Origin of the sequence: Micrococcus sp. CH7, assembly GCF_001595485.1 — a bacterium.
GTDB classification, from domain to species: domain Bacteria; phylum Actinomycetota; class Actinomycetes; order Actinomycetales; family Micrococcaceae; genus Micrococcus; species Micrococcus luteus.
This window is the reverse complement of the sequence record NZ_LOSQ01000010.1, coordinates 54,893-75,408: the sequence shown is the minus strand read 5'-3', so window position 1 is coordinate 75,408 and position 20,516 is coordinate 54,893. Positions and strand designations below refer to the sequence as shown.

The window sequence follows — 20,516 nt, the reverse complement described above, 5'->3', positions numbered from 1 at the left end:
ACAACTACCATCGGCCTCATACCTCCTGCGGGGACGCCCCTCCGGCCTCGTTGGCCCCGGCCCGAGTCAACAACGTCATGACCTCTTACAGCTAGGCTGGGGACCGGCCCGTCCGGCGTCGTCGGCCGCGGCCGCAACCGCACGTGAGATCCCCGACCACGGAAGGCGCACCATGAACACGCTCGCCCAGAAGGCCCTGTCCGCCGGCATCACGCTGGTCGGCGGCATCGTCGGCTCCCGCGTGGTGGCGGGCGGCTGGCGGCTCGTCACCGGCCACAGCGCCCCGAACGACGCGGCCGACGAGACGCTGCCCCTCATCGAGGCCCTGTCCTTCGCGTTCATCTCCGCGGGCGTCGCGGCGCTGCTGAAGGTCGCCGGCCAGCGCGGCGCCGGCGCCGCGATCCGCAAGGTGTCCGAGTCCACCGCGCACCGCGTGGACCACGAGGTCTGAGCCGCCCCGCCACCACCACGACGACGGCCGCCGCCCGGAGGGATCCGGACGGCGGCCGTCGTGCTATGCGGGGTGGTGTCAGCGGCGCCCGCGCGGCCGGGCGCCGGCGCGGCGCGGCCCGGGGTCCGCCGGGGGCTCGGCGCGACGGACGACGGCGGCCAGCTCGTCCCGGTGCAACAGCTCACGGCGGGCGTGCTTGGTGCGGTAGCCCGTACGGCCCACCAGGTGGGAGGCCACCGGGGCCGTGACCATCTGGGTGACCCACGCCAGCAACAGCACGGGCAGCCACACCCACGACCGCCACTCGATCGCCAGCCCGGCGAGCATGAGCAGCAGGCCGAGGACCTGCGGCTTGGCGGCGGCGTGCATGCGGGCCAGCAGGTCCGGGAGCACGAACAGGCCCACGCCGGCCACCAGGGAGAAGAAGGCACCGCTGACGAGCAGGAACGCGGCCAGCCAGTCCAGGAGCGTGGCGGTGTCGGTCATCGGCCCTCCTCCCCGCCCGGCACGTCCGTGGTGCCGGGCACGCGCGCCTGGTCCTCGAGCGAGTGGTCCGGGCGCCGGTCCTCCGCGAAGCGCGCCACCGTCACCGAGCCGACGAAGCCGACGGTGGCGGCCAGCACCACGAGGACCACGTGGTGGGTGTGGCGGTGCACGGCCATCTCCAGGACGAGCATCCCGGAGAACACCACGAGCAGCACGTCCGTGGCGACCGCCCGGTCCAGCAGCGAGGGGCCGCGCACGATCCGGTAGAGCGCACCGACGGCGCCGACCACGAGCAGCGCCCCGCCGGCCCACGTGGCCAGGTCCATGGGGTCCATCAGGCCTCCTCCTTCGGGGGGCGGGCGGCGGGGGGCGCCGAACTCGGGAAGCGGCGGACCAGCTCGAGGTCCTCACGCGTGCCGACGGCGCGGATGATGCCCGCCTCCACGTCGAGGGCCTTGGCGCGGAAGCCCGCCACGTCCTCGTCCGTGGTCGCGTCGAGCACGTGCAGGTACAGGACGGAGCGGACCCGGTCCACGTCCAGCACGATCGAGCCCGGCACCAGGGCCAGGGCGTGGCTGACGAGCGTGATGATGAGGTCGTCGTGGCTGCGCAGCGGGACGCCCACGATCGAGCCGCGGGCGCGGCGGCCACGCAGCAGCACCGTCCCGGCCACGTTGACTGAGGCGCGCACGACGTCGACGAGGAACCGCACCGTGAACACGAGGGACCACCAGGGGTTCAGACGGCCGCTGAACGGGATGCTCGGCATCGGGAAGAGCCCGATGATCAGCAGCGCGAAGGCGAGGCCGGTCAGGGCCACGTGCGGAGCGAAGTCCTGCCACAGGGCGCACCACACGGCCACCATCACGAGGATCAGCGGCCACTGGGCCACGATGCCCCGGATCCGGTCGGGGCGCACCACGCCGCGGCGGGCGGAGTCACTTCCGGGCATCGTGCACCTCCGTCGGGTCGACGCTGAGGGTGGCCGCGGCCCGCTCGGCCGCGGCGTCGTCGAGCACCGCCGCGATGTAGGGCGAGCGGTCGAGCATGTCCGTGGCGGCCTCGTCGGCCAGCGCGAACAGCGGACCGGCGGCCACCGTGAACACCAGCGTCAGGCCCACGAGCGCCGTGGTGGGCAGCACGAGGCCCGGCTCGAGCGGGCGGGGGCGCTCGCCACGGGCGACGGCCCGCTCGTAGGCGGCCACGAGCTGGGCGGGCGGGTGCTCCACGTCCTCGACGCGGCGCCAGAACGCGCGGGTCCACACGCGCACCACCACGAGCAGGGTCAGCAGGGACACGAGCAGGGACACGCCCACCAGCGTGTAGGCCAGGGGCGTGGCCTGCTCGACGCCGCCGCGCAGCAGGCCGACCTTGCCGAGGAAGCCGGAGAACGGCGGGATGCCGCCGAGGTTGAGCGCGGGCACGAGGAACAGGACGCTCACGAACGGGGAGACCTTCGCCAGGGACCCGAGGCGGTCGATGTTCGCGGTGCCGGCGCGGTTCTCGATCAGGCCCGTGACGAGGAAGAGCGCGGTCTGCACGGTGATGTGATGGGCCACGTAGTACACGGTGGCCGCCAGCCCCGCCTCCGTGGCCAGGCCCAGGCCGAAGATCATGTAGCCGATGTGGGAGACGAGGATGAAGGACAGGATGCGCTTGATGTCCGTCTGGGCCAGCGCGCCGAGGATGCCCACCACCATGGTCAGCGCGGCCACCACGAGCAGGAGCGCGTTGACGTGCTCCCCCGGGAAGAGCAGCGTCTCGGTGCGGATCATCGCGTACACGCCCACCTTGGTGAGCAGGCCCGCGAACACCGCGGTCACCGGGGCGGGCGCGGTGGGGTACGAGTCCGGCAGCCAGAAGGACAGCGGGAACACGGCCGCCTTGATGCCGAAGCCCACCAGGAGCAGCACGTGCAGGACCATCTGCACGTCGGTGGGCAGCTCGCCCAGCTTCACGGCCAGGTCCGCCATGTTCACGGTGCCGGTGGCCGCGTAGATCATCGCGATCGCGATCAGGAACACCACCGAGGAGAGCACGGAGACCACCACGTAGGTGACGCCCGCGCGGATGCGCTGGGCGGTGCCCCCCATGGTCAGCAGCACGTAGGAGGACGTCAGGAGGATCTCGAAGCCCACGTAGAGGTTGAACAGGTCGCCGGCGAGGAACGCGTTGGACACGCCCGCCACGAGGATCAGGAACGTGGGGTGGAAGATCGAGACCGGCCCACCCTCGTCCCGGTTGATCAGCCCCTGCGCCGAGGCGTACAGCAGCACCGCCAGGGTGATCAGCGCCGACACCACGAGCATGAGGGCCGAGAGCCGATCCACCACGAGGCTGATGCCCAGCGGGGCCGGCCAGCCGCCGAGGTGGACGGCCGCGACCCCGGTGTCCCAGACCGCGGCCAGCAGCAGCGCGTCCAGCACGAGGGTGAGCACGAGCGCGGAGACCGTGACGGTGATCTGCGCGCGGGGGCGGCGCACGAGCATGAAGGTCACGGCCGCGCCCAGCACGGGCAGCATGACGGCCAGCGGGGCCAGGTCGGTCAGGGGGACGGAACCGATGCTCATGCGCGCTCCCCGCCCTCGGGACGGCGGCCGCGGGACGCTGCCCCGGATCCGGTGGGCGCCTGGGGGGCGGGCGTGGCGTGCTGCACCTGGGGCCGTGCCTCCGTCGCGTGCTCGTAGTGGGCGTTGGGGTCCGCGGCGTCGTCCAGGAACTCGGAGGACTCCTCCACGAGCTCCGCGTCGTCCTCCGCGTCCCAGGCGGGCATCCGGGCGATCTTGACGTCCTCCGCGTCCACCTCGACCTCGTCCTCGCGGACGAGCAGCCACGAGCGGTAGATCATGGCGGTCAGGAACGCGACCACGGCGAAGCCGATCACGATCGCGGTGAGGATCAGCGCCTGCGGCAGCGTGTCCGCGTACTCGTGCGGGTCCCGTCCGCGCACGAACAGCGGGGCCAGGCCCGTGCCGCCCGAGGAGAGGAACAGCAGCATGATGGCGCCGTTGTTGATCAGCACGATGCCGAGCAGGATGCGCGTCAGGCTGCGCTCGAGCACCAGGTAGATCCCCCCGGCGAACATCACGCCCATCGCCAGGAGCAGGGCCAGGTCGACGGTCATCATCGGGCGGCCTCCGGGGCGTCGGGGGTGGACGGGGTGGGCATGCGCGGATGACGACGGCGGGCCGCGGCGCGCAGGCGGGCGCGGCGGGCCTCCTCGCCCCGGCGGTCCACCTCACCGCCGAGCGAGCGCAGCACGTCGATCACGAGCCCGACCACCACGAGGTACACGCCGATGTCGAACGCCGTGGCCGAGACCAGCTTGAGGGCGTCGCCGAACAGCGGCAGGTCGGTGAACTCCACCACATAGGACTGCAGGATCTGCCCGCCGAAGAAGAGCGGGGCGATCCCGGTGAGCGTGGCGATCGCCAGGCCCAGGCCGATCATGGGCCCGGCCGGGATCACGGAGGCCTCCTGCAGCTCGTACCGGCCGCCGGCGAGGAAGCGCAGCGTGAGGGCCAGGCCTGCGAGCAGGCCGCCGGCGAAGCCGCCGCCGGGGGTGTTGTGCCCGGCCAGCAGCAGGTAGACGGAGAGCAGCATCATGATCGGGAACATGAAGCGGGTGACGACCTCGAGGATGATCGAGCGCCGCTCGGGGGCCATCGTGTGGCCGGCCACGAGCCACTGGCCCTTGCGATCGTCCACAGCGAAGCTGCGCACGACGGACAGCTCGCGGGCCCCGAGCGAGGAGTCGGCGCCGAAGTCGCCGACGGAGCCGGGGGCGACGTCGTCGATGCTGCGGGTGCGCCCGTCGCGGTGCTGCAGGAAGATCAGGGAGGCCACGCCGGTGGCCGCGGCGGCCAGCACCGTGATCTCGCCCCACGTGTCCCACGCGCGGATGTCCACGAGGGTGACGTTCACGGCGTTCGTGCCGTAGCCGTCCGTGTAGGCGAGCTCCGGCATGGGCAGCGAGATCCGCTCCGCCGTGCGGGCGGCCAGCGCGGTGGCGGCGATCCACATCATGGTCAGCGCGAACCCGACGGCCACGGCCAGGCGGCCCAGCCGCCGCGAGCCGGTGCGGCGGTCGTACCAGTCCGGCGGCAGCACGCGCAGGCCCAGGATGAGGGTGACCAGGATGATGGTCTCCACGAGCACCTGGGTGATCGCGAGGTCCGGGGCGCCGCGCATCGCGAACAGGGCGGCGGCGCCGTAGCCGGTCACGGACACCAGCATGATCGCCTTGAAGCGGCGGCGCGCGCGGACGGCGAACACGGTGGCGACGGCGATCATCAGCACCACGACCAGCTGCGCCGGGGTCTGGAACCAGGCGACGTCCGCGGAGAGGAACGAGGTGGCCAGCGTGCGCTCGCTGCGCCCCACGGGGAAGAGCAGGAACGCGGCCGGCAGCAGGAACGCGGTGGCCAGGATGATGCCCAGGTAGCGGCGCAGGGAGCCGGTCTGGGTGCGCCCCGTGACCCAGATGGCGACCTCGTCGAGGGCGCCGGTGATCTTCCGGTACGTGCGCAGGGCGTCGACCGGGAACTCGACGCGGCGCTGGAACGCCTCGACTCCCGGCCGGCCGAGGGCGAGCAGCGCGCCGAGCACCCAGACCCCCGCGGAGAGGGCGAGGATGGGCGTCCAGCCGTGCCACAGGGCCAGGTAGGCCGGCGCCTCCTCCGGGTCCAGCGGCGGCAGGGAGCCCGTGTGGGCGGTGATGATCCCCTCCACCGGGCCGGGCAGGAAGGCGAGCACCAGGCCGGCGAGCGCGAGCAGCGCGGCCGGGGCCAGCTCGAGGGTGGTGACGCGGGTGTGGAAGCGCGTGACGGGGACCGCGGCCCCCTCCTCGTCCCGCTTGGCGGCGAACGAGCCCCACAGGAACCGCCACGTGTAGGCGAAGGTGAGCACCGAGCCCACGGTCATGAGCACGAGCGGCGTCCAGCCCCACACGCCGCCGTGGGCGGCCCCGTGGGCGGCCAGCGACTCGAGCACGGACTCCTTGGCCACGAAGCCGAACAGCGGGGGCAGCCCGGCCATGGACAGCCCCGCCGCCACGGCGACGGCGGCCAGGACCGGATGGCGGCGCCCGATGCCGGAGAGCTGGCGCAGGTCGCGGGTGCCGGTCTCATGGTCGATGATGCCGACGATCATGAACAGCGGCGCCTTGAACACCGCGTGGGCCAGGAGCATGGCGAGCCCGGCCATCGCCGCGTCCCGGGTGCCCAGGCCGTTGGCCACCATGAGGAAGCCGAGCTGGGAGACCGTGCCGTAGGCGAGCACGAGCTTGACGTCCGTCTGCCGCAGGGCGCGCCAGCCGCCGAGCACCAGGGTCCACAGGCCGACGCCGAGCACCAGGACCTGCCAGGACGTGAGGTCGTGGAACTCCGGGGCCAGGCGGGCCACGAGGAACACGCCGGCCTTCACCATGGCCGCCGCGTGCAGGTACGCGGACACGGGGGTGGGCGCGGCCATGGCGGCCGGGAGCCAGAAGTGGAACGGCGCCTGGGCCGACTTGGTCAGGGCGCCGATCAGCACGAGCGCGACGGCGACCTCGAGCAGCCCGCGCATCCCGGGGTCCGCCATGAGGGCCGGGGCCGCCTCGAGCACGCCGGAGATCCGCCAGGAGCCGGAGACGTGGGCCAGCATGATGAGGCCGGCGAGCATGGCCAGGCCGCCGAACGTGGTGACGATCAGGGCGGTGATGGCGGAGCGGCGGGCGAAGATGCGGTGGCCCGAGTAGCCGATCAGCAGGAAGGACAGGACGGACGTGATCTCCCAGAAGGTGTAGAGCACCATCAGGTCGTCCGTGGTGACGAGCCCGAACATCGCGCCGGCGAACGCCAGCAGCTGCCCGCCGAACACCGCGTTGCGCGGCTCGTGCTCCCGGAAGTAGCGGGCGCAGTAGGCCAGGACCAGCGCGCCGACTCCCAGCACGATCAGGGACATGAACGCGGCCAGCATGTCCATGCGGAACGCGAGCTCGATCTCGAGGTACGGCACCCACGGCACGGCGCGGTCCAGGCGCGCCGCCGAGGCCGGGACCGGCCGGCCGGCGTCGAGCGCCTCCTGCAGCGCGAACACGTGCGGCAGCTGAGTGAGCAGCCAGACGAAGCCCGCCGCGGGAGCGGCGGCGAGCAGATAGAACCCCTGACGTCCCGTCCACCGGAAGAGCACCGGGGCGGCGAGCGCGACGACGAAGAGCGCGGTCAGGATGACGAGCATGCGGTCCCTTCGTCAGGCACGGGCGAGGGTCCGGTCCAGCCTAACGGAGGGATGCGCCCCACCCGGGGTCAGCGGACCGATTCCGCGCTCCGCGTGATCGGCTCCGTGACCCGGGCGAACAGCAGCCCACCGGCCACGAGCACGACGGCGATCACGGGGATGACCACCCGGTTGTCCGGGTGCAGGGCGAGCGCGAGCGTGACGAGCGCGGGCGTGATGAACCCGACCGCGCGGCCCGTGGTGGCGTACAGCCCGAACACCTCGCCAGCCGTCCGCGGCGTGGTGAGCCGGCCCAGGAACGCGCGCGAGGCCGACTGCACCGGGCCCACGAACAGGCACAGCGCCAGCCCGCCGACCCAGAACGCGAGGGTGCCCGAGGCGAAGAACAGCGCCCCGGCCACGAGGACCATGGCGGCCAGCGAACCGAGGATCACCCGGCGCGGACCGACCGCGTCGTCGAGCCGCCCGCCCACGAAGGCGCCCAGGGCGGCCACCACGTTGGCCGCGATCGCGAACAGGATCACGTCCGAGGTCGCCAGCCCGTAGACCGTGGTGCCCAGGATGGCGCCGTAGACGAACACCGCGCCCACGCCGTCGCGGAACACCGCCGAGGCCACGAGGAACCACAGCGTGTTCCGATCCTCGCGCCACATCCGGGCCAGCGTGGCCCCCAGCTCGCGGTAGGAGCCCAGCACCGACTCACGGCGCGGCCCGCCGTCCGCCGCCGGGGCGGGGGCCGGGTCCGGCACGGCCACCAGCACGGGGATCGCGAACACGAGGAACCACGCGGCGGCCACGAGCGCGACCACCCGGATGTTCAGCGCCGCGTCCTCCGTGACGCCGAACCAGTGCGCGTCACCCGAGACGAAGCCCACGAACACGATCAGCAGCAGCAGGATGCCGCCGAGATACCCCGCGCCCCAGCCGATGCCCGAGATCCGGCCGATCGTGGCCGGCGTCGAGATGTGCACGAGGATCGCGTTGACCTGCACCTCCGCGAACTCGAAGAACACCGTGCCCAGGGCGATCAGGGTGACGCCCAGCAGAAGGGAGGACTCCTCCGGGGTGACCCAGAAGCAAGCTGCGGTGCACGCGATCACGGCGCCCGTGGTCAGCGCCAGCCCCCGCCGGCGCCGTCCCGCGCCGTCCGCCCGACGCCCCAGCACGGGCGCGGTGACCGCGATGACGACGCCGGCCACCGCCATCGCCGTCGAGAGCCAGGCCGTGCCCCGCTCGTCCGGCCCGAACGCGTCCGAGGCCAGGTAGGTGCCGAACACGAAGGTGACCATGACCGCGTTGAACGCGGCCGAGCCCCAGTCCCACAGCGCCCACGCGGCCACCTGGCGGCGCGGGGCGGCGGAGGCGACCGGCGGGAGCGCGACGTCGGTCATCGCTCGATGCGGGTGAGGTGGAAGTCCCGGTGCGCCCGGGAGGCCGTGGGCCCGCGCTGACCCTGGTACCGGTTCTGGTTGGCCCCGGTGCCGTACGGCGACTGGGCCGCCGAGGAGAGCCGGAAGAAGCACAGCTGGCCGATCTTCATCCCCGGCCACAGCGTGATGGGCAGCGTGGCCACGTTGGACAGCTCGAGCGTGACGTGCCCGGAGAACCCGGGGTCGATGAACCCGGCGGTCGAGTGCGTCAGCAGGCCCAGCCGCCCCAGCGAGGACTTGCCCTCGAGGCGGGCGGCGAGGTCGTCCGGCAGCGTGACCTGCTCATAGGTGGAGCCGAGCACGAACTCCCCCGGATGCAGGATGAACGCCTCGTCCGGGTCCACCTCCACCAGCCGGGTCAGCTCGTCCTGCTCCTGGCGCGGGTCGATGTGCGCGTACCGGTGGTTGTCGAAGAGCCGGAAGAACCGGTCCAGGCGCACGTCCACGGACGCGGGCTGGACCATCGCCGGGTCGAGGGGGTCCAGGCCCACGCGCCCGGAGTCGAGCTCGGCGCGGATGTCGCGGTCGGAGAGCAGCACGGCTCAGTCCATTCGCACGACGACGGCCAGCGGGGTGCGCTCGCGGCCCTGGCCCAGCGGGTTGTCCGCGAAGGCGGCCTCGAGGACGGCGGCGGAGGCCTCCGTGTCCCGGCCGAGGGCGTTGCGGCCGATGTCGTTGGCGTCCATCACGACGGTGCCGGCGAAGGATGCCTTCGCCCAGGCTGGGATGTCCGCCGCCCGGATCATCGCCGAGACCTCGGCGGCCACCCGGTCCGGCTCGGCCGGGGGCAGCTTGGCGGAGACGTTGGCCGGGAACGTGGAGTAGGTGGTGGGCCCGTCGATCGCGCGGACGTTGCCGCCCACCACGTTGTAGAACACACCGCGTTTGCCGGCGACCTTGCCGGCGGCGCCGGCGGCCGCGGAGAGCACGATGCGCGGCAGGCCGGCCTCCTGGATGGCCAGCTGCATGGTGGTGGGGTCGCCCAGTCCGATGCCCGCGGGCGTGCGGGTGACCAGGCGGGAGAGGACGCGGGCGGCCACGGAGGGGCGGACCTCCCACGTGTAGTAGGAGCGACCCTGGGTGATGGCCACGATCTTCTCGGACACGGAGAAGTGCCACGGGGCGTCCTGCGGCATCGCGTCCGCGGGCAGGTCGCGGAAGAAGTCCTCGATCTCGCCGCGCAGGTAGGCCTGCAGGTCCGTGTCCCGGTCCACCAGGCCGGTCTGCACCGGGAAGCGGCGGTAGCGGCGGCCGTCCTCGGCGGAGACCAGGTCGAGCTCCTTGCCCGGGTTCGGCTCGTGGTCCGGTTTGGCCGGTGCCGGGGCGGTGGGGGCCTCGTCGACCGCGGTGGCGGGGCCGGCCGGGGCGGCGTCCGCGTCCACCGCGTCGCGCAGCCAGAGCTCGAGGTTGAGCAGGCGCCAGAAGCGCTCGGGGTCGTGCCGGCGCGGGTGGGCGAGGAAGTCCTCGAAGAGCGCGCGGACGGTGGGCGCGTCGGCGTACGGGCGGGCGGCGAACGAGTCGGAGGCGAACACCTCGCGGACCGGCTCGCGCAGGGCGAGCAGCAGGCCGGCCGCGGCGTCGTCGTCCGCGTGGCGGGCCGGCGGGAGGACGGCGTCCACCAGGCCGGCGAGCCGCCCGCGCGGCACGCCGCGATCGGCGGGGCGCTCGTCCGCGTGGGCGTCGACGAAGGCCGAGTTCAGCAGCGCCTCGACGGGCACGTCGGCGCGCTCGCGGGAGTCGGCCAGGCGTGCGGCGACGTCGCGGCGGGTCGCGGTCAGGGTGCGCGCGGCACCGCGCAGGCCGCGGGGCGCGTCGGCGGCCGAAGGCGTCGGGGCGGGGCGGCCGCACACGTGCGCGGTCGAGGCCAGGGGGCCGCCGTGGGCGCGGATCGCGGCGCGGACCGACTCGAGGTCGGCGACCGGGGACGGCGTCGCGGCGGGGGCCAGCGGTGCGGGCCGGGGACCGCCGACGAGGAAGGGGCGGTCCGCCTCCCCGAACGCGAGGTAGCGGTACACCGCCGCGTCGTCGGGGCGGGCGGGGACCTGGGCCGCGTCGGCCTTGGTGTCGCGCATGGGACGTCCTTCCGGGACAGGGGCTGCCGGACGCGTCCGGCCGCGGCCGGGCGCGGTTCGGACTCTACCAGCGGCCCCCGGCGCACTTTCGTTCGGGAAACGGCGGCCCCTGGTGCACTGTCGTTCGGGAAACGGCGTGGCCGGCCGCTGGCGCGCGAGGTCGCCGCGGCGGACCCGGTGCACTGACGTACGGGTCCGTGGGGCTCGATGACGACGCGGGGCCGGTCGCACGGCCGGGCTGGTGTATGGTGGTGCCCGCGCCGCAGGCGGAAGCCGAGCGGTTGCGCGGGCGTAGCTCAATGGTAGAGCGCTTGCTTCCCAAGCAAGATACGCGGGTTCGATTCCCGTCGCCCGCTCCGCACCACGACGACGGCCCCGGGCCCCTCACGCGAGGGATCCGGGGCCGTGTCGCTCCACGCCGTCCCGCCACGGCCGCACCGGGAACGCAAGACGTCGGAATGCGGCCGGTTTCAGGCGTCATACCGACCGCTGGCGTTCCAGGTCGCCGCGTGGGGTCCCGCTCCCCTCAACGGCCCGCGCGGATCTCGCGCAGCCGGCGTTCCAGGTCGACCGGCAGGTCTGCGGCGAAGCGCGGGTCGAGGTCGGGCCCGGCGTCCGCCAGCCGGTAGACGCCGTCGGCGCGGTCGAGGAACCCGTAGTCCACGAGTTCGCGACGCAGCGTGGCCACGTCCTCGTGGGCGGGGCGCAGCAGGTCGTTGACCTCGGCCTCCGCGTAGGCGCGGCCCGCTCTGAAGCGACGCAGCAGCTCGAGAAGGACGGCCACCCGCGGCTTGCGACGCGCAGGGATGGAGCGCAGCCGGTCCCCGTCGAAGAAGCGGGTGAGCACGGTCGCGTGGTAGCGCTCGGCGGACTGCCACTCGTCGGCGAGGGCCGCCGCCGCGGCGGTGTACCGCTCACCGGTGACGGCCATGCGGGCGCGGATCAGGGTCTTGAGGTCGGACTGACGGGTCATGGTGCATCCTCGCCGGCGCGCTCCCGGCCATGCCGCGCCGCGGGTCGGGGACGACGTCCGTCGCGTGCGGGTGGGCCCGAGGATCCGCTCCCCTTCGCGCCGGGCTGCAGGGCCCTGCCGCGCGGGACCGGGCCGCGTGGCGCGCTCGGCGGTGGGCGCCGCCGTCGTGATCCAGGCTAGCCGACGCCCGCGACGTAGGATCGCGCCATGCCCCTGACCCCGCCGCGGACCGCCCCACCCCGACCTGTGGAGGCCCGTCCGTGACCCAGGTGCTCTCCGGCTTCGCGGTCGTGTGGGTGATCATCCTCGTGGGCGTCCTGGTGGGGCGCACGGGGGTGCTCGGCGAGCACGGCCGCACCGTGCTCTCCCGCGCGGCGTTCTTCATCGGCAACCCGGCGCTGCTGTTCGTCACGCTCTCCCGCGCGGACGTGGGCGCCGTGCTGGGCCCCCAGCTGTGGGTGGCCACGCTGTCCGCGTTCACCGCGGCCGCACTGTACCTCGCGGTGACGGTCCCGCTGCTGAAGGGCAGGTCGGCCTCGGAGCGGATCATGTCCGCGCTCAGCGCCTCGCTCGTGAACTCGGCGAACCTCGGCATCCCCATCGCGGCCTACGTCCTCGGCGACGCCGCCCTGGCCGCCCCGGCGCTCATCTTCCAGCTGGCGATCTACACGCCGCTCTACGTGGCCGCGATGGACGCCGCCACCGCGCGCGAGGTCCGGCGACGCACGACGGCGGGCCGGCGCCGGGCGGTGCGCCGCTCCCCCGGGCGCGCCGTGGCCGACCAGGTCCGCCACACGGTCACCAACCCCCTGATCCTGGGCTCGGTGGCCGGCCTGGTCTTCTCCCTCACCGGCTGGTCGTTGCCGGGCCCCCTCATGGAGTCCGTGGAGCTCATCGGCGGGCTGTCCATCCCGGCGATGCTCCTGGCGTTCGGCATGTCGCTGGTCGGCTCGCGGCCGCTCGAGCGGGCCGGCGGGCGACGCGCGGACGTGCTGCTCGCCTCGGCGGTGAAGCTGGTGGTGCATCCGCTGCTGGCCTGGCTGCTCGCGCAGTTCGTGTTCGGCCTGGATGCGCGGCACGTGTTCGTCGCCGTCGTCCTGGCCTCCCTGCCGACCGCACAGAACGTGTTCGTCACCGCCGTGCGCTACGACGCGGGGCTGCGCGTCTCGAAGGACACGATCCTGGTCACCACGATCGTCGCGATCCCGGCGATGATCGCCGTCGCCCTGCTGCTGGCCTGAGGCCGACGACGGCGGCGCCCGGCCCGGTGTCACGCGCCGGACGCCTCGCCGCGGCTCAGACGTCCCGGCGGATCAGCTCGTCCAGCCCCGTGGGCGAGAGCAGGTACGGGGCGACCTCGAGCACGGTGCGCGCCCCCGTCTCCCCCTGGGCCTTCAGACGCGCGGCGGCACGGCCGTAGGCGACCTGCGCGGCGGCGGTGAAGTCGGGGTTGGACTCCAGCTCCAGCACGAACTCGACAGCGCTGCGCGAGCCGCCGAGGTCGCCCGAGGTGACGACGTGGCCGCCGTGCGGCATGCCCTGGTGGTCGCGCTCGAACTCCTCCTCGGAGATGAAGTGCACGGTGGTCTCGTACGGGGCGAAGTAGTCGGGCATCGTGGTGATGGCCTCGGTGATGGCCGCGTGGTCGGCCTCGTCGGCCACCACGTAGCACTCACGCACGTGCGCGGAGGCGCCGGTGATCTCGGCGCCCCGTCCGGCGCGGGCCTCGGCGATCGCCTCCTCGCTGGGGATCGTGTACTGCACGCCGCGCCGGACGCCGGGGACCCGCCGGACGGCGTCGGAATGGCCCTGCGAGAGGCCCTTGCCCCAGAACGTGTTCTGCTGCGGCTGCGGGAACAGCGCCGCGCCCAGCACCCGGTTCACCGAGAACAGGCCCGGGTCCCAGCCGGTGGAGATCATCGCCACGTGCCCGCCCTCCCGGGCCGCGGCGTCCATCTCGGCGCGGTGCCGCGGGATGAGCTGGTGGTTGTCGTAGGTGTCCACGGTGGTGAAGTGCCGCGCGTAGCCGGCCGCCTGCTCGGGGATGTCCGTGGCGCTGCCGAGGCAGAGGAACAGCACGTCGATCTCCCCGGCGTGCTCGGCGGCCCGCTCCGCCGGGAGCACGGGCGTGTCCGTGTCCAGGCCGGTGCGGCGCGAGAAGATGCCCACCAGCTCCATGTCCGGCTGGAGCTTCACGAGCTTCTCCACACTGCGGCCGAGGTTCCCGTATCCGACGATGCCGGCGCGGATGGTCATGTGCGTCCTCCTGGTGGGGTCGTGGTCAGGTCGGTCCCGCCAGCCTAGGCCCGGCGCCGCGGGGCGCCGAGTCCGCCCGCCGGACCGCGCAGCAGGAGCACGACGACGGCGACCAGCCCCGCCAACGCCAGCATGCTGACCACGTAGATCGGCCAGGCCCACGGGCTGTGGTCGCCCCCGCCGATGCCGTAGGTGTCCGCGAGCGCCATGCCCGGCCCGAACGAGGCCATGAAGTAGGCCGGAGACGCGGCGACGAGCGAGGCGAGGCCCAGGGCGAGGACCGCCAGCGGGTCGACCTCCTCGCGACGCCACGTGAGGAACCACAGGATCGCGGCCACACCGAGCCCGGCCGCCAGGATCACGGCCGGGAGGACGAAGGGGACGCCGAGCTGGCCCGCCGCGCTCAGGTCCGCGTAGATCCTCCCGAGGCCGCGGTCGCCGGGCGCGGCGGCCAACGGGTTGAGGACGAACACCTGCAGGGCCGCGAGCGCCGCGGCGGCGGCGATGACGCCCGGGACCACCGCGCCCGCGGCGAGCCGCACCCAGCCGGGCCGGTCGGGCAGGGCGAAGGGCGCCGTCGTCGGGCGGGGCCGGGCGGGGCGGGAGGACGCGGCGGGGCGACGGGCGGAAGGGGACATGCGGCCAGGCTAACCGCTCGCCTCCGCTGCAGACACGAGAGCCTCCGGCGCCATTTCGTCAACGACAGCGGCTGTGGAGGCTCCTGCGCCCCCGCCGTCTCGTCGACGAGCGCGGCGGGTGAGGTCAGCGCACGCCGGCGCCGGAGAGGGTCTTGGCCCAGGCCTCGATGGCGTCCCAGTCGCGGAAGTCGCCGTAGTGCTCGTTGCGGGAGAGCTTGAGCTTGAGCTTCTCCAGCCGGCCCAGGCGCTCCTCGACGAGCGCCCCGCGGAAGTACGCCACCTCGCGCGGGCCGTAGGACTCGAGCTTCTCCCGCACCGGCCGGGCCAGCTCGGGCGCGCCGCCGGAGGCCAGGATCACGAGCGGCAGGTCCGCCAGCTCGGCCCGACGGGTGTCGAGGAACGCCCGGGCGTCGGCGGCGAGCGAGCCCGTGTAGACCGGGGCCGCGACGATCACCGCGTCCGCCGTGGCCAGCCACGCAGCGGCGCCCTTGACGTCCTCCACCACGGTCGGGACGGCCTGCGACGTGCGCAGCACCTCCGCGACCCGCTCGGCGATCTCTCGCGTGGATCCGTGGGCGGACGAGGTGACGATGAGCGTGGTCATGGTGGGGCGCAGCCTTCGGGGTCGGGGGCGGACGACGCGCTCAGTGTATCCCGCGCAGGTCCAGGTCCAGGCGGGTCTCGGCGCCCTCCGGGGCCCGGTCCGGGGTGTGCACCGTGACCGGGATGCCCCAGTCCTGCTGGTACAGGTGGCAGGCGGCGTGGTCCGGGATGGGCTGCCCCTTCTCCCCGTCACACGCGGCGGCCCGGGCGGTGATGTGCAGGACGCCCTCCTCGACCTCGGGGTTCAGCCGCAGCGTCCGGTGCAGCCCCGTGGACGTGCCGGCGCCCTCGAGCAGCAGCTCCTCCGGGGACGAGGAGACCTTCAGCTGCGTGGGATCGCCCCAGCGGTCGTCCAGCTTCTGCCCCGTGGGCGCGGCGAAGCCGATCGTCAGGTCCAGGTCGCCGGCCACCACCGGGGTGCGGGGACGCTGCGTCTGCCGCGCGCCCTCGTCCACGGTGAGGAACTCCTCCGGCACCGCCAGCCGCGTGAGCCGGTGGGCGTTGGACTCGACCACCACGATCGCGGTGTCGTTCCCGTCCGCGTCGTGCTCCACGAGCACGTCCGAGGGCTCGAGCAGCCCGCGCGCCACCGTGGTCACCGTGGCCGGGACCGCCCGGCCCGCGGCGTCCTCGCCGGCCGGCGCGTACCGGCGGATCGCGCCGTTGTACGTGTCGGCGATCAGCACGGAGCCGTCCGGCAGGGCCGTGACGCCCAGCGCGTGCTGCAGGCGCGCGCGGTCCGCCTCCCCGTCCACGTGGCCGAAGTCGAACAGGCCCGCCCCGACGGCGGTCCCGACCTCGCGGCGCCCGTCCTCCCCGGTCCGCACCCAGCGCACCGCGGAGGTCTCCGAGTCCGCGACCCACAGCGTGCCGTCCGCGCCCACGGACAGCCCCGAGGGCTGCGCAAACCAGGCCCGTCCGGCGTCGCCGTCCAGCAGGCCCTCGAGCGCCGTGCCCGCGTGCACCGCGAGCGCGTCTGTGACGGGGTCGAAGTCGAAGAGCTGGTGCGTGCCGGCCATCGCGATCACCACACGCCCCAGGGCGGGGTGCCACACGACGTCCCACGGGGAGGACAGCGAGATCGCGGTCGGCTCCCCGGGCAGGTCCGCGAGGTCGACGGCGACGTCCCCCTCGTCGTCGACGGCGGCGGCCTCCTTGGCGCGCTCGGAGTCGATGAGCTTCTGCACGCCGTTGCCGGCGAGGGTGCTGACGTGCCCGTCCGACAGGCGCAGGCCCCGCAGCCGGTGGTTGACGGAGTCCGCCACGACGACGTCGTAGCCGACGCGCTGGGCGACGTCCTCGGGCAGCAGCGCCAGGCCCTGCGGCTCGTTGAACAGCGCCTGGTCCGGCCCGCCGTCCGCGTGGCCCTTCTCCCCGGGCGTGGGGAATGCGAGCTCGGCCTGGCCCGCGTCCGCCGTGGCGGGGTCCCCGCCGCCGAACGCGCGGAGCACCGTGGTCAGGTCCTCGGCGACCTCCAGGAGGCGGTGGTGGCCGGTGTCCGAGACGAGGAACGTGCCCGGGCGGGAGCCGCGGCCGCCGAGCGACACGGCCTTGCCGGGGAACGACAGGTCCCGGGCCACGGGGGCGGGCGGGACGTAGGGGCCCGAGCCGCGGTGCAGCGTGCCCTTGGCCTCGTGCTCGGCCACGAGCTCGCGCACGAGCCCGTAGAGCCCGGCCACGTGCCCCTCTCCGGACAGGTGCGCGGCGATGTAGCCCTCCGGGTCCACCACCACGAGGGTGGGCCACGCGCGCGCCGAGTACGCCTGCCACGTGGTCAGCTCGGGGTCGTCCAGCACGGGGTGCTCGATGGCGTAGCGCTCGACGGCGGCCGCGAGCGCGTCCGGGTCCGCCTCGTGCTCGAACTTGGGCGAGTGCACGCCCACCGTGACGAGCACGTCCGCGAACTCCTCCTCGAGCGGGCGCAGCTCGTCCAGGACGTGCAGGCAGTTGATGCAGCAGAACGTCCAGAAGTCGAGGAGGACGACCTTGCCGCGCAGGTCCTCGAGGCTCACCTGCTCGCCGCCGGTGTTCAGCCAGCCGCGGCCCACGAGCTCGGACGCGCGCACCCGGGTGGCCGCGCGCGGCACGGCGGCGGGGGCGTCAGCGGTCGGGGCGGGGTTCGGGGTCTGCGGTGCGGTCATGTCCACCATCATGGCGCACGCCCCGGACGCGTCAGCCGTGAGCGGACGCCGGCGGCGTCACAGGGGGAAAGACGACGCCGCCGGGCGGGTCCGGCTCAGTCGGCGGCCAGGGCGGCGGCCAGCATCTCCTCCGCGATGAGGGTGAACTCCTTGCGCCCGGCCTCGGGCCGGCCCACGAAGGAGACCATCACCACGGCGTCGGAGGTGACGGCGGTGAGCACCTGGGCCGTGAGCTGGGGCTCGGACTCCGAGGCCACGGTCCGCTCCCACACGAGGGCGGACTGCGCCGGCGTGCCGTCGGACAGCGGCGCGTCGGAGACCTCGAGGCGGTAGTCGACGGTCGCGTCCCCCTCCTGCACGGTCATGGTCATCTCGCGGCAGTCGGCGCGCAGGGCGTTGACGGTCTGGATGTGCCGCTCGACGTCCTGGCGGCCCTGGCCCGTGAGCCGGGCGACCTCCACGGTGCCCGTGCCCGTGAAGGTGTCGGCGCCGACGTCCACGCGCGTGGCCTCGGCCCCGTCGAGGGCGATCGGGGAGAAGTCCAGGGCGGTCAGCGGCGCCTTGCACTGCGCCGGCTGCACGGTGGTCCGGTCCGCGTCCGCACGCCGGTCCCGGGAGTCCTCGCGGGCCGCGTCGATCTCCTCCGCCGTGGCGGCCCGCTGCCGGACGAAGCCGAACGTGGCCGCACGCTCGGCCGCGGCCTCCGCCATGCGCTCGTCCTGACGGTCGCCCAGGCCGAGCCCCTCCGGGGCCGCCGACTCCGTGTGCACCGCGGTGCCGGCGTCGTCGTGGACCCCGTCCGCGGGCACGGACGCGGCGGCCGGATCGTTGTCCCCGGCCCCGCAGCCCGTCAGGGCCAGCAGGCCGGCGGCGACGGCGGCCACGAGGCGCAGCCGACCACGCCGGGGCGCGGCCGGGCGGCGGAGGGGACGGACACGGTCAGCGGACATCACGGGCCTCCTCGGGGCCGGTGGAGGAGTCACGGGCCGCGGGCTCGGCGCCGCTCGGGGCGTCGGTGGCCGGGGTGCCGTGCATGCGGGCATACATCTCGTTCCAGCGGCGCAGCTCCGCGTCGCCGTCGCGGTCGGCCTGCCGGTCCAGCCGGACCGCGTTCTTGCGGTCGCTGCGATACCAGAGCACGGCCACCATCACCGCCATCATCACGGTGGGGAACTCGCCGATGCCCCACATCACCGCGCCGCCGATGCGCTGATCCTCGAGGGCGGTGGGGCCCCAGTCGCGGCCCATGTTGCCGAACCAGGACGCCTGCAGCAGACCGGTGGAGGTGGTCATGGCGACGCCGATGAAGGCGTGGAAGACCATCGTGGCCATCAGGAGCACGAGCCGCAGGGCGTACGGGGGCCGGCGCGGCAGCGGATCCGAGCCGATCATGACCAGGGCGAACAGGAACCCGGTCAGCAGGAAGTGGACGTTCATGAACTCGTGGCCCACGTGGGTCTCCAGCGAGAACCGGAAGAAGTCCGTGTAGTAGAACACCAGGATCGAGCCGGCGAAGTTGACCCCCGCCACGATCGGGTTCGTGATGAACCGCCCCCACGGGGAGTGCACGATCCACAGGATCCACTCGCGGGGGCCGCGCGTCCCATCCGTGCGGGACGGCAGGGCCCGCAGCGCCAGGGTGATGGGTGCGCCCAGGACGAGGAAGACGGGGCTGAGCATCGTCAGCGTCATGTGGCCCACCATGTGCGCGCTGAACAGGACGCGGCCGTACACGGCCGGGGACCCGGAGGTCGCCCACAGCAGCACGGCCAGGCCCGCGAGCCACGCGACGGTGCGCAGCACGGGCCAGCGGTCGCCGCGGCGGCGCAGCTGCCACACGGAGCGCAGGTACCAGAGGGTCAGGAACGCGATGATCGCGACCCACAGCCAGTCGAACCGCCACATCGTGATCCACCGGGCGCCCTCGAGGGCCGGCGGCAGCTCGTAGCCGGTGAGGATGCGGGCCGGGGAGGCGTCCGGCGCGAGCTCCTCCGGCACGGGCGGGGCCGTCCGGGAGAGCACGGAGGAGACGCCCATGACGGCGCCCATGATCACGGCCTCCACGGCGATGAGCTGCCACAGCAGGCGACGCGCGGGGGCGGGGCTGGGACGGTCCGGGCCGGCGTCGAGGCGGGGGATCACCCACCGGCGGTGCAGCAGGCCGATCAGGCCGAGGCCCAGGGCCGCCAGGAACTTGGCCGACACGAGGATGCCGTAGGGGCTCAGCAGCTGGGCCGGATCGTCCATGCGGATCGACGCGTTGACCACGCCGGACAGCGCCACCGTGACCAGGCCCAGCCCGGCGAGCACGGAGTACCGGGTCAGGACCGTGTGCAGCAGGGGCGCCGGGCCCTGCCGGCGCAGGCTGCGGCCCCGCCCCTGCGCCCCGTTGGGCCCCACGAGGGTGTCCGAGATCGCGACGAGCACGAGCAGTCCGCCCACCCACACGACGACGCCGAGCAGGTGCAGGCCGATCGAGTTCACGGCGCCGGTGTGGTCGTCACCGCCCGCCGCGTGCCCGATCAGGGCCAGGGGCACGAGGGCGAGCATCGCCAGGATGCCGGTCCAGAACAGGCCGTTGTGGGAGCGGACGGCGATCGCCAACGTGGTCACGACGGCGGCGATCACGGTGACCCAGAACCACGCCTGGCCCACCGAGATGCCGACCACGTAGGCCGCCAGGCCGTCCGTGAAGCCCTGCCCCGCCGTGACGGGGATGCCGGCGAGGTCCGAGTAGGACAGCACGCCGACGGCCAGCGCGGCCACCGTCCACACGCCGGCGCTGACGGCGGCGATCCGCATCACGCGGGTGAACGCGGGGTGCTCGGGCAGCGGTGCGGCGTCCGCGTCCTCGCGCCGCTGCCGGGCGGAGCGGTGCCACCGTTCCGTGCCCGCCGCGTGGGGCGGCAGGACCCCGGCCGCGAAGATCAGCGCGGCGATGGTCAGGGACATCGCCACGTTGGAGACGAGCTCCCCCACGGGCACGCCCCAGCGGGTGATCCACCCCGGGTCGGAGAGCTGGCGCGCGGCGGTGACGCCGGTCAGCCAGCCGGCGGCGGCGAGGCCGGCCGCTCCCGCGGCGGCCACGAGCACCCAGATCCACCGGGGCACTCCGACCGGCCCCGACGGACCGGGGCGGGCGGCGTCGTCGTTCTCGGCGGGGTGGCTGCCCCGGGCGGGGGCGGTGGCGGCGGACATGGGGTCCATCCTCTCAAAGCATGCGGACGCCCGACGACGACGGGAG

The 20,516-nt window shown here is 74.1% G+C and carries 17 protein-coding genes, 1 tRNA gene and 1 pseudogene; 3 read left to right on the top strand and 16 right to left on the bottom strand.

The window, feature by feature from the left end; genetic code table 11:
• Positions 1–172: 172 nt before the first annotated feature.
• A complete protein-coding gene (locus AUV08_RS04945) occupies positions 173–451 on the top strand; it encodes a DUF4235 domain-containing protein (RefSeq protein ID WP_036383649.1) in 279 nt (92 codons plus the stop codon).
• Between the two features lie 78 nt (positions 452–529).
• On the opposite strand, the gene mnhG is transcribed toward AUV08_RS04945, so the two are convergent.
• The 9 genes and pseudogenes from mnhG to AUV08_RS04900 form a co-directional block, all read right to left on the bottom strand.
• Positions 530–937 (bottom strand): monovalent cation/H(+) antiporter subunit G, encoded by a 408-nt coding sequence (mnhG, locus tag AUV08_RS04940; RefSeq protein WP_036383647.1) that lies wholly within the window; start codon positions 935–937, stop codon positions 530–532.
• The gene (locus AUV08_RS04935) at positions 934–1,272 is read right to left on the bottom strand and encodes a monovalent cation/H+ antiporter complex subunit F (protein ID WP_036383645.1); all 339 of its coding nucleotides are present in this window, start codon (positions 1,270–1,272) and stop codon (positions 934–936) included. The genes mnhG and AUV08_RS04935 overlap by 4 nt, the downstream gene beginning before the upstream one ends.
• The gene (locus AUV08_RS04930; protein WP_036383643.1) at positions 1,272–1,889 is read right to left on the bottom strand and encodes a Na+/H+ antiporter subunit E; all 618 of its coding nucleotides are present in this window, start codon (positions 1,887–1,889) and stop codon (positions 1,272–1,274) included. Before AUV08_RS04930 ends, AUV08_RS04935 begins: the two co-directional genes overlap by 1 nt.
• On the bottom strand, positions 1,876–3,507 hold the full coding sequence (locus tag AUV08_RS04925) for a Na+/H+ antiporter subunit D (protein WP_044658842.1): 1,632 nt from the start codon (positions 3,505–3,507) through the stop codon (positions 1,876–1,878). The genes AUV08_RS04930 and AUV08_RS04925 overlap by 14 nt, the downstream gene beginning before the upstream one ends.
• A complete protein-coding gene (locus AUV08_RS04920) occupies positions 3,504–4,064 on the bottom strand; it encodes an NADH-quinone oxidoreductase subunit K (RefSeq protein ID WP_002858374.1) in 561 nt (186 codons plus the stop codon). Before AUV08_RS04920 ends, AUV08_RS04925 begins: the two co-directional genes overlap by 4 nt.
• Complete coding sequence (locus AUV08_RS04915) at positions 4,061–7,159, bottom strand: Na+/H+ antiporter subunit A (protein WP_061867680.1); 3,099 nt, start codon at positions 7,157–7,159, stop codon at positions 4,061–4,063. The genes AUV08_RS04920 and AUV08_RS04915 overlap by 4 nt, the downstream gene beginning before the upstream one ends.
• A 68-nt stretch (positions 7,160–7,227) precedes the next feature.
• A pseudogene (locus AUV08_RS04910) lies at positions 7,228–8,595 on the bottom strand (MFS transporter); the annotation flags it as partial.
• Positions 8,547–9,128: a dCTP deaminase gene (gene dcd / locus AUV08_RS04905; protein WP_036317147.1), complete on the bottom strand. Its 582-nt coding sequence runs from the start codon at positions 9,126–9,128 to the stop codon at positions 8,547–8,549. The gene dcd and the pseudogene AUV08_RS04910, both read right to left, overlap by 49 nt.
• A gap of 3 nt (positions 9,129–9,131) precedes the next feature.
• Positions 9,132–10,661 carry a hypothetical protein gene (locus tag AUV08_RS04900; RefSeq protein WP_061867678.1) on the bottom strand — a complete coding sequence of 510 codons (1,530 nt, stop codon included), beginning with the start codon at positions 10,659–10,661 and terminating at the stop codon, positions 9,132–9,134.
• A 285-nt stretch (positions 10,662–10,946) separates the two neighbouring features.
• On the opposite strand from AUV08_RS04900, the gene AUV08_RS04895 reads away from it, so the two are divergent.
• Positions 10,947–11,017, top strand: a tRNA-Gly gene (locus AUV08_RS04895).
• Between the two features lie 170 nt (positions 11,018–11,187).
• On the opposite strand, the gene AUV08_RS04890 is transcribed toward AUV08_RS04895, so the two are convergent.
• Entirely contained in the window at positions 11,188–11,634 is a 447-nt protein-coding gene (locus AUV08_RS04890) for a DUF2087 domain-containing protein (RefSeq protein ID WP_020626108.1), read from the bottom strand.
• Positions 11,635–11,894: 260 nt separating this feature from the next.
• Here AUV08_RS04890 and AUV08_RS04885 point away from each other — a divergent pair, with 260 nt between their 5' ends.
• Positions 11,895–12,875 (top strand): AEC family transporter, encoded by a 981-nt coding sequence (locus AUV08_RS04885; RefSeq protein ID WP_036317140.1) that lies wholly within the window; start codon positions 11,895–11,897, stop codon positions 12,873–12,875.
• Positions 12,876–12,930: 55 nt separating this feature from the next.
• Here AUV08_RS04885 and AUV08_RS04880 read toward each other — a convergent pair whose 3' ends face one another.
• From AUV08_RS04880 to AUV08_RS04855, 6 genes are all read right to left on the bottom strand, one after another.
• Complete coding sequence (locus AUV08_RS04880) at positions 12,931–13,890, bottom strand: diaminopimelate dehydrogenase (protein WP_036385002.1); 960 nt, start codon at positions 13,888–13,890, stop codon at positions 12,931–12,933.
• Between the two features lie 44 nt (positions 13,891–13,934).
• Positions 13,935–14,528, bottom strand: coding sequence for a hypothetical protein (locus AUV08_RS04875; RefSeq protein WP_044658532.1), 594 nt, complete (start codon positions 14,526–14,528; stop codon positions 13,935–13,937).
• A gap of 124 nt (positions 14,529–14,652) precedes the next feature.
• Positions 14,653–15,132, bottom strand: a complete 480-nt coding sequence (locus AUV08_RS04870) for a flavodoxin domain-containing protein (RefSeq protein WP_036384268.1) — start codon at positions 15,130–15,132, stop codon at positions 14,653–14,655.
• A gap of 40 nt (positions 15,133–15,172) precedes the next feature.
• Complete coding sequence (locus tag AUV08_RS04865; RefSeq protein ID WP_044658531.1) at positions 15,173–17,272, bottom strand: NHL domain-containing thioredoxin family protein; 2,100 nt, start codon at positions 17,270–17,272, stop codon at positions 15,173–15,175.
• A 95-nt stretch (positions 17,273–17,367) separates the two neighbouring features.
• Complete coding sequence (locus tag AUV08_RS04860) at positions 17,368–18,222, bottom strand: hypothetical protein (RefSeq protein WP_228070732.1); 855 nt, start codon at positions 18,220–18,222, stop codon at positions 17,368–17,370.
• Complete coding sequence (locus AUV08_RS04855) at positions 18,212–20,470, bottom strand: cytochrome c oxidase assembly protein (RefSeq protein ID WP_061873116.1); 2,259 nt, start codon at positions 20,468–20,470, stop codon at positions 18,212–18,214. Before AUV08_RS04855 ends, AUV08_RS04860 begins: the two co-directional genes overlap by 11 nt.
• Between the last annotated feature and the right edge of the window lie 46 nt (positions 20,471–20,516).

Coding starts and splice junctions, on each gene's coding strand:
- AUV08_RS04945 (WP_036383649.1), top strand. CDS start 173: ATGAACACGCTCGCCCAGAAGGCCCTGTCCGCCGGCATCACGCTGGTC.
- mnhG (WP_036383647.1), bottom strand. CDS start 937: ATGACCGACACCGCCACGCTCCTGGACTGGCTGGCCGCGTTCCTGCTC.
- AUV08_RS04935 (WP_036383645.1), bottom strand. CDS start 1,272: ATGGACCCCATGGACCTGGCCACGTGGGCCGGCGGGGCGCTGCTCGTG.
- AUV08_RS04930 (WP_036383643.1), bottom strand. CDS start 1,889: ATGCCCGGAAGTGACTCCGCCCGCCGCGGCGTGGTGCGCCCCGACCGG.
- AUV08_RS04925 (WP_044658842.1), bottom strand. CDS start 3,507: ATGAGCATCGGTTCCGTCCCCCTGACCGACCTGGCCCCGCTGGCCGTC.
- AUV08_RS04920 (WP_002858374.1), bottom strand. CDS start 4,064: ATGATGACCGTCGACCTGGCCCTGCTCCTGGCGATGGGCGTGATGTTC.
- AUV08_RS04915 (WP_061867680.1), bottom strand. CDS start 7,159: ATGCTCGTCATCCTGACCGCGCTCTTCGTCGTCGCGCTCGCCGCCCCG.
- AUV08_RS04900 (WP_061867678.1), bottom strand. CDS start 10,661: ATGCGCGACACCAAGGCCGACGCGGCCCAGGTCCCCGCCCGCCCCGAC.
- AUV08_RS04890 (WP_020626108.1), bottom strand. CDS start 11,634: ATGACCCGTCAGTCCGACCTCAAGACCCTGATCCGCGCCCGCATGGCC.
- AUV08_RS04880 (WP_036385002.1), bottom strand. CDS start 13,890: ATGACCATCCGCGCCGGCATCGTCGGATACGGGAACCTCGGCCGCAGT.
- AUV08_RS04875 (WP_044658532.1), bottom strand. CDS start 14,528: ATGTCCCCTTCCGCCCGTCGCCCCGCCGCGTCCTCCCGCCCCGCCCGG.
- AUV08_RS04870 (WP_036384268.1), bottom strand. CDS start 15,132: ATGACCACGCTCATCGTCACCTCGTCCGCCCACGGATCCACGCGAGAG.
- AUV08_RS04865 (WP_044658531.1), bottom strand. CDS start 17,272: ATGACCGCACCGCAGACCCCGAACCCCGCCCCGACCGCTGACGCCCCC.
- AUV08_RS04860 (WP_228070732.1), bottom strand. CDS start 18,222: ATGTCCGCTGACCGTGTCCGTCCCCTCCGCCGCCCGGCCGCGCCCCGG.
- AUV08_RS04855 (WP_061873116.1), bottom strand. CDS start 20,470: ATGTCCGCCGCCACCGCCCCCGCCCGGGGCAGCCACCCCGCCGAGAAC.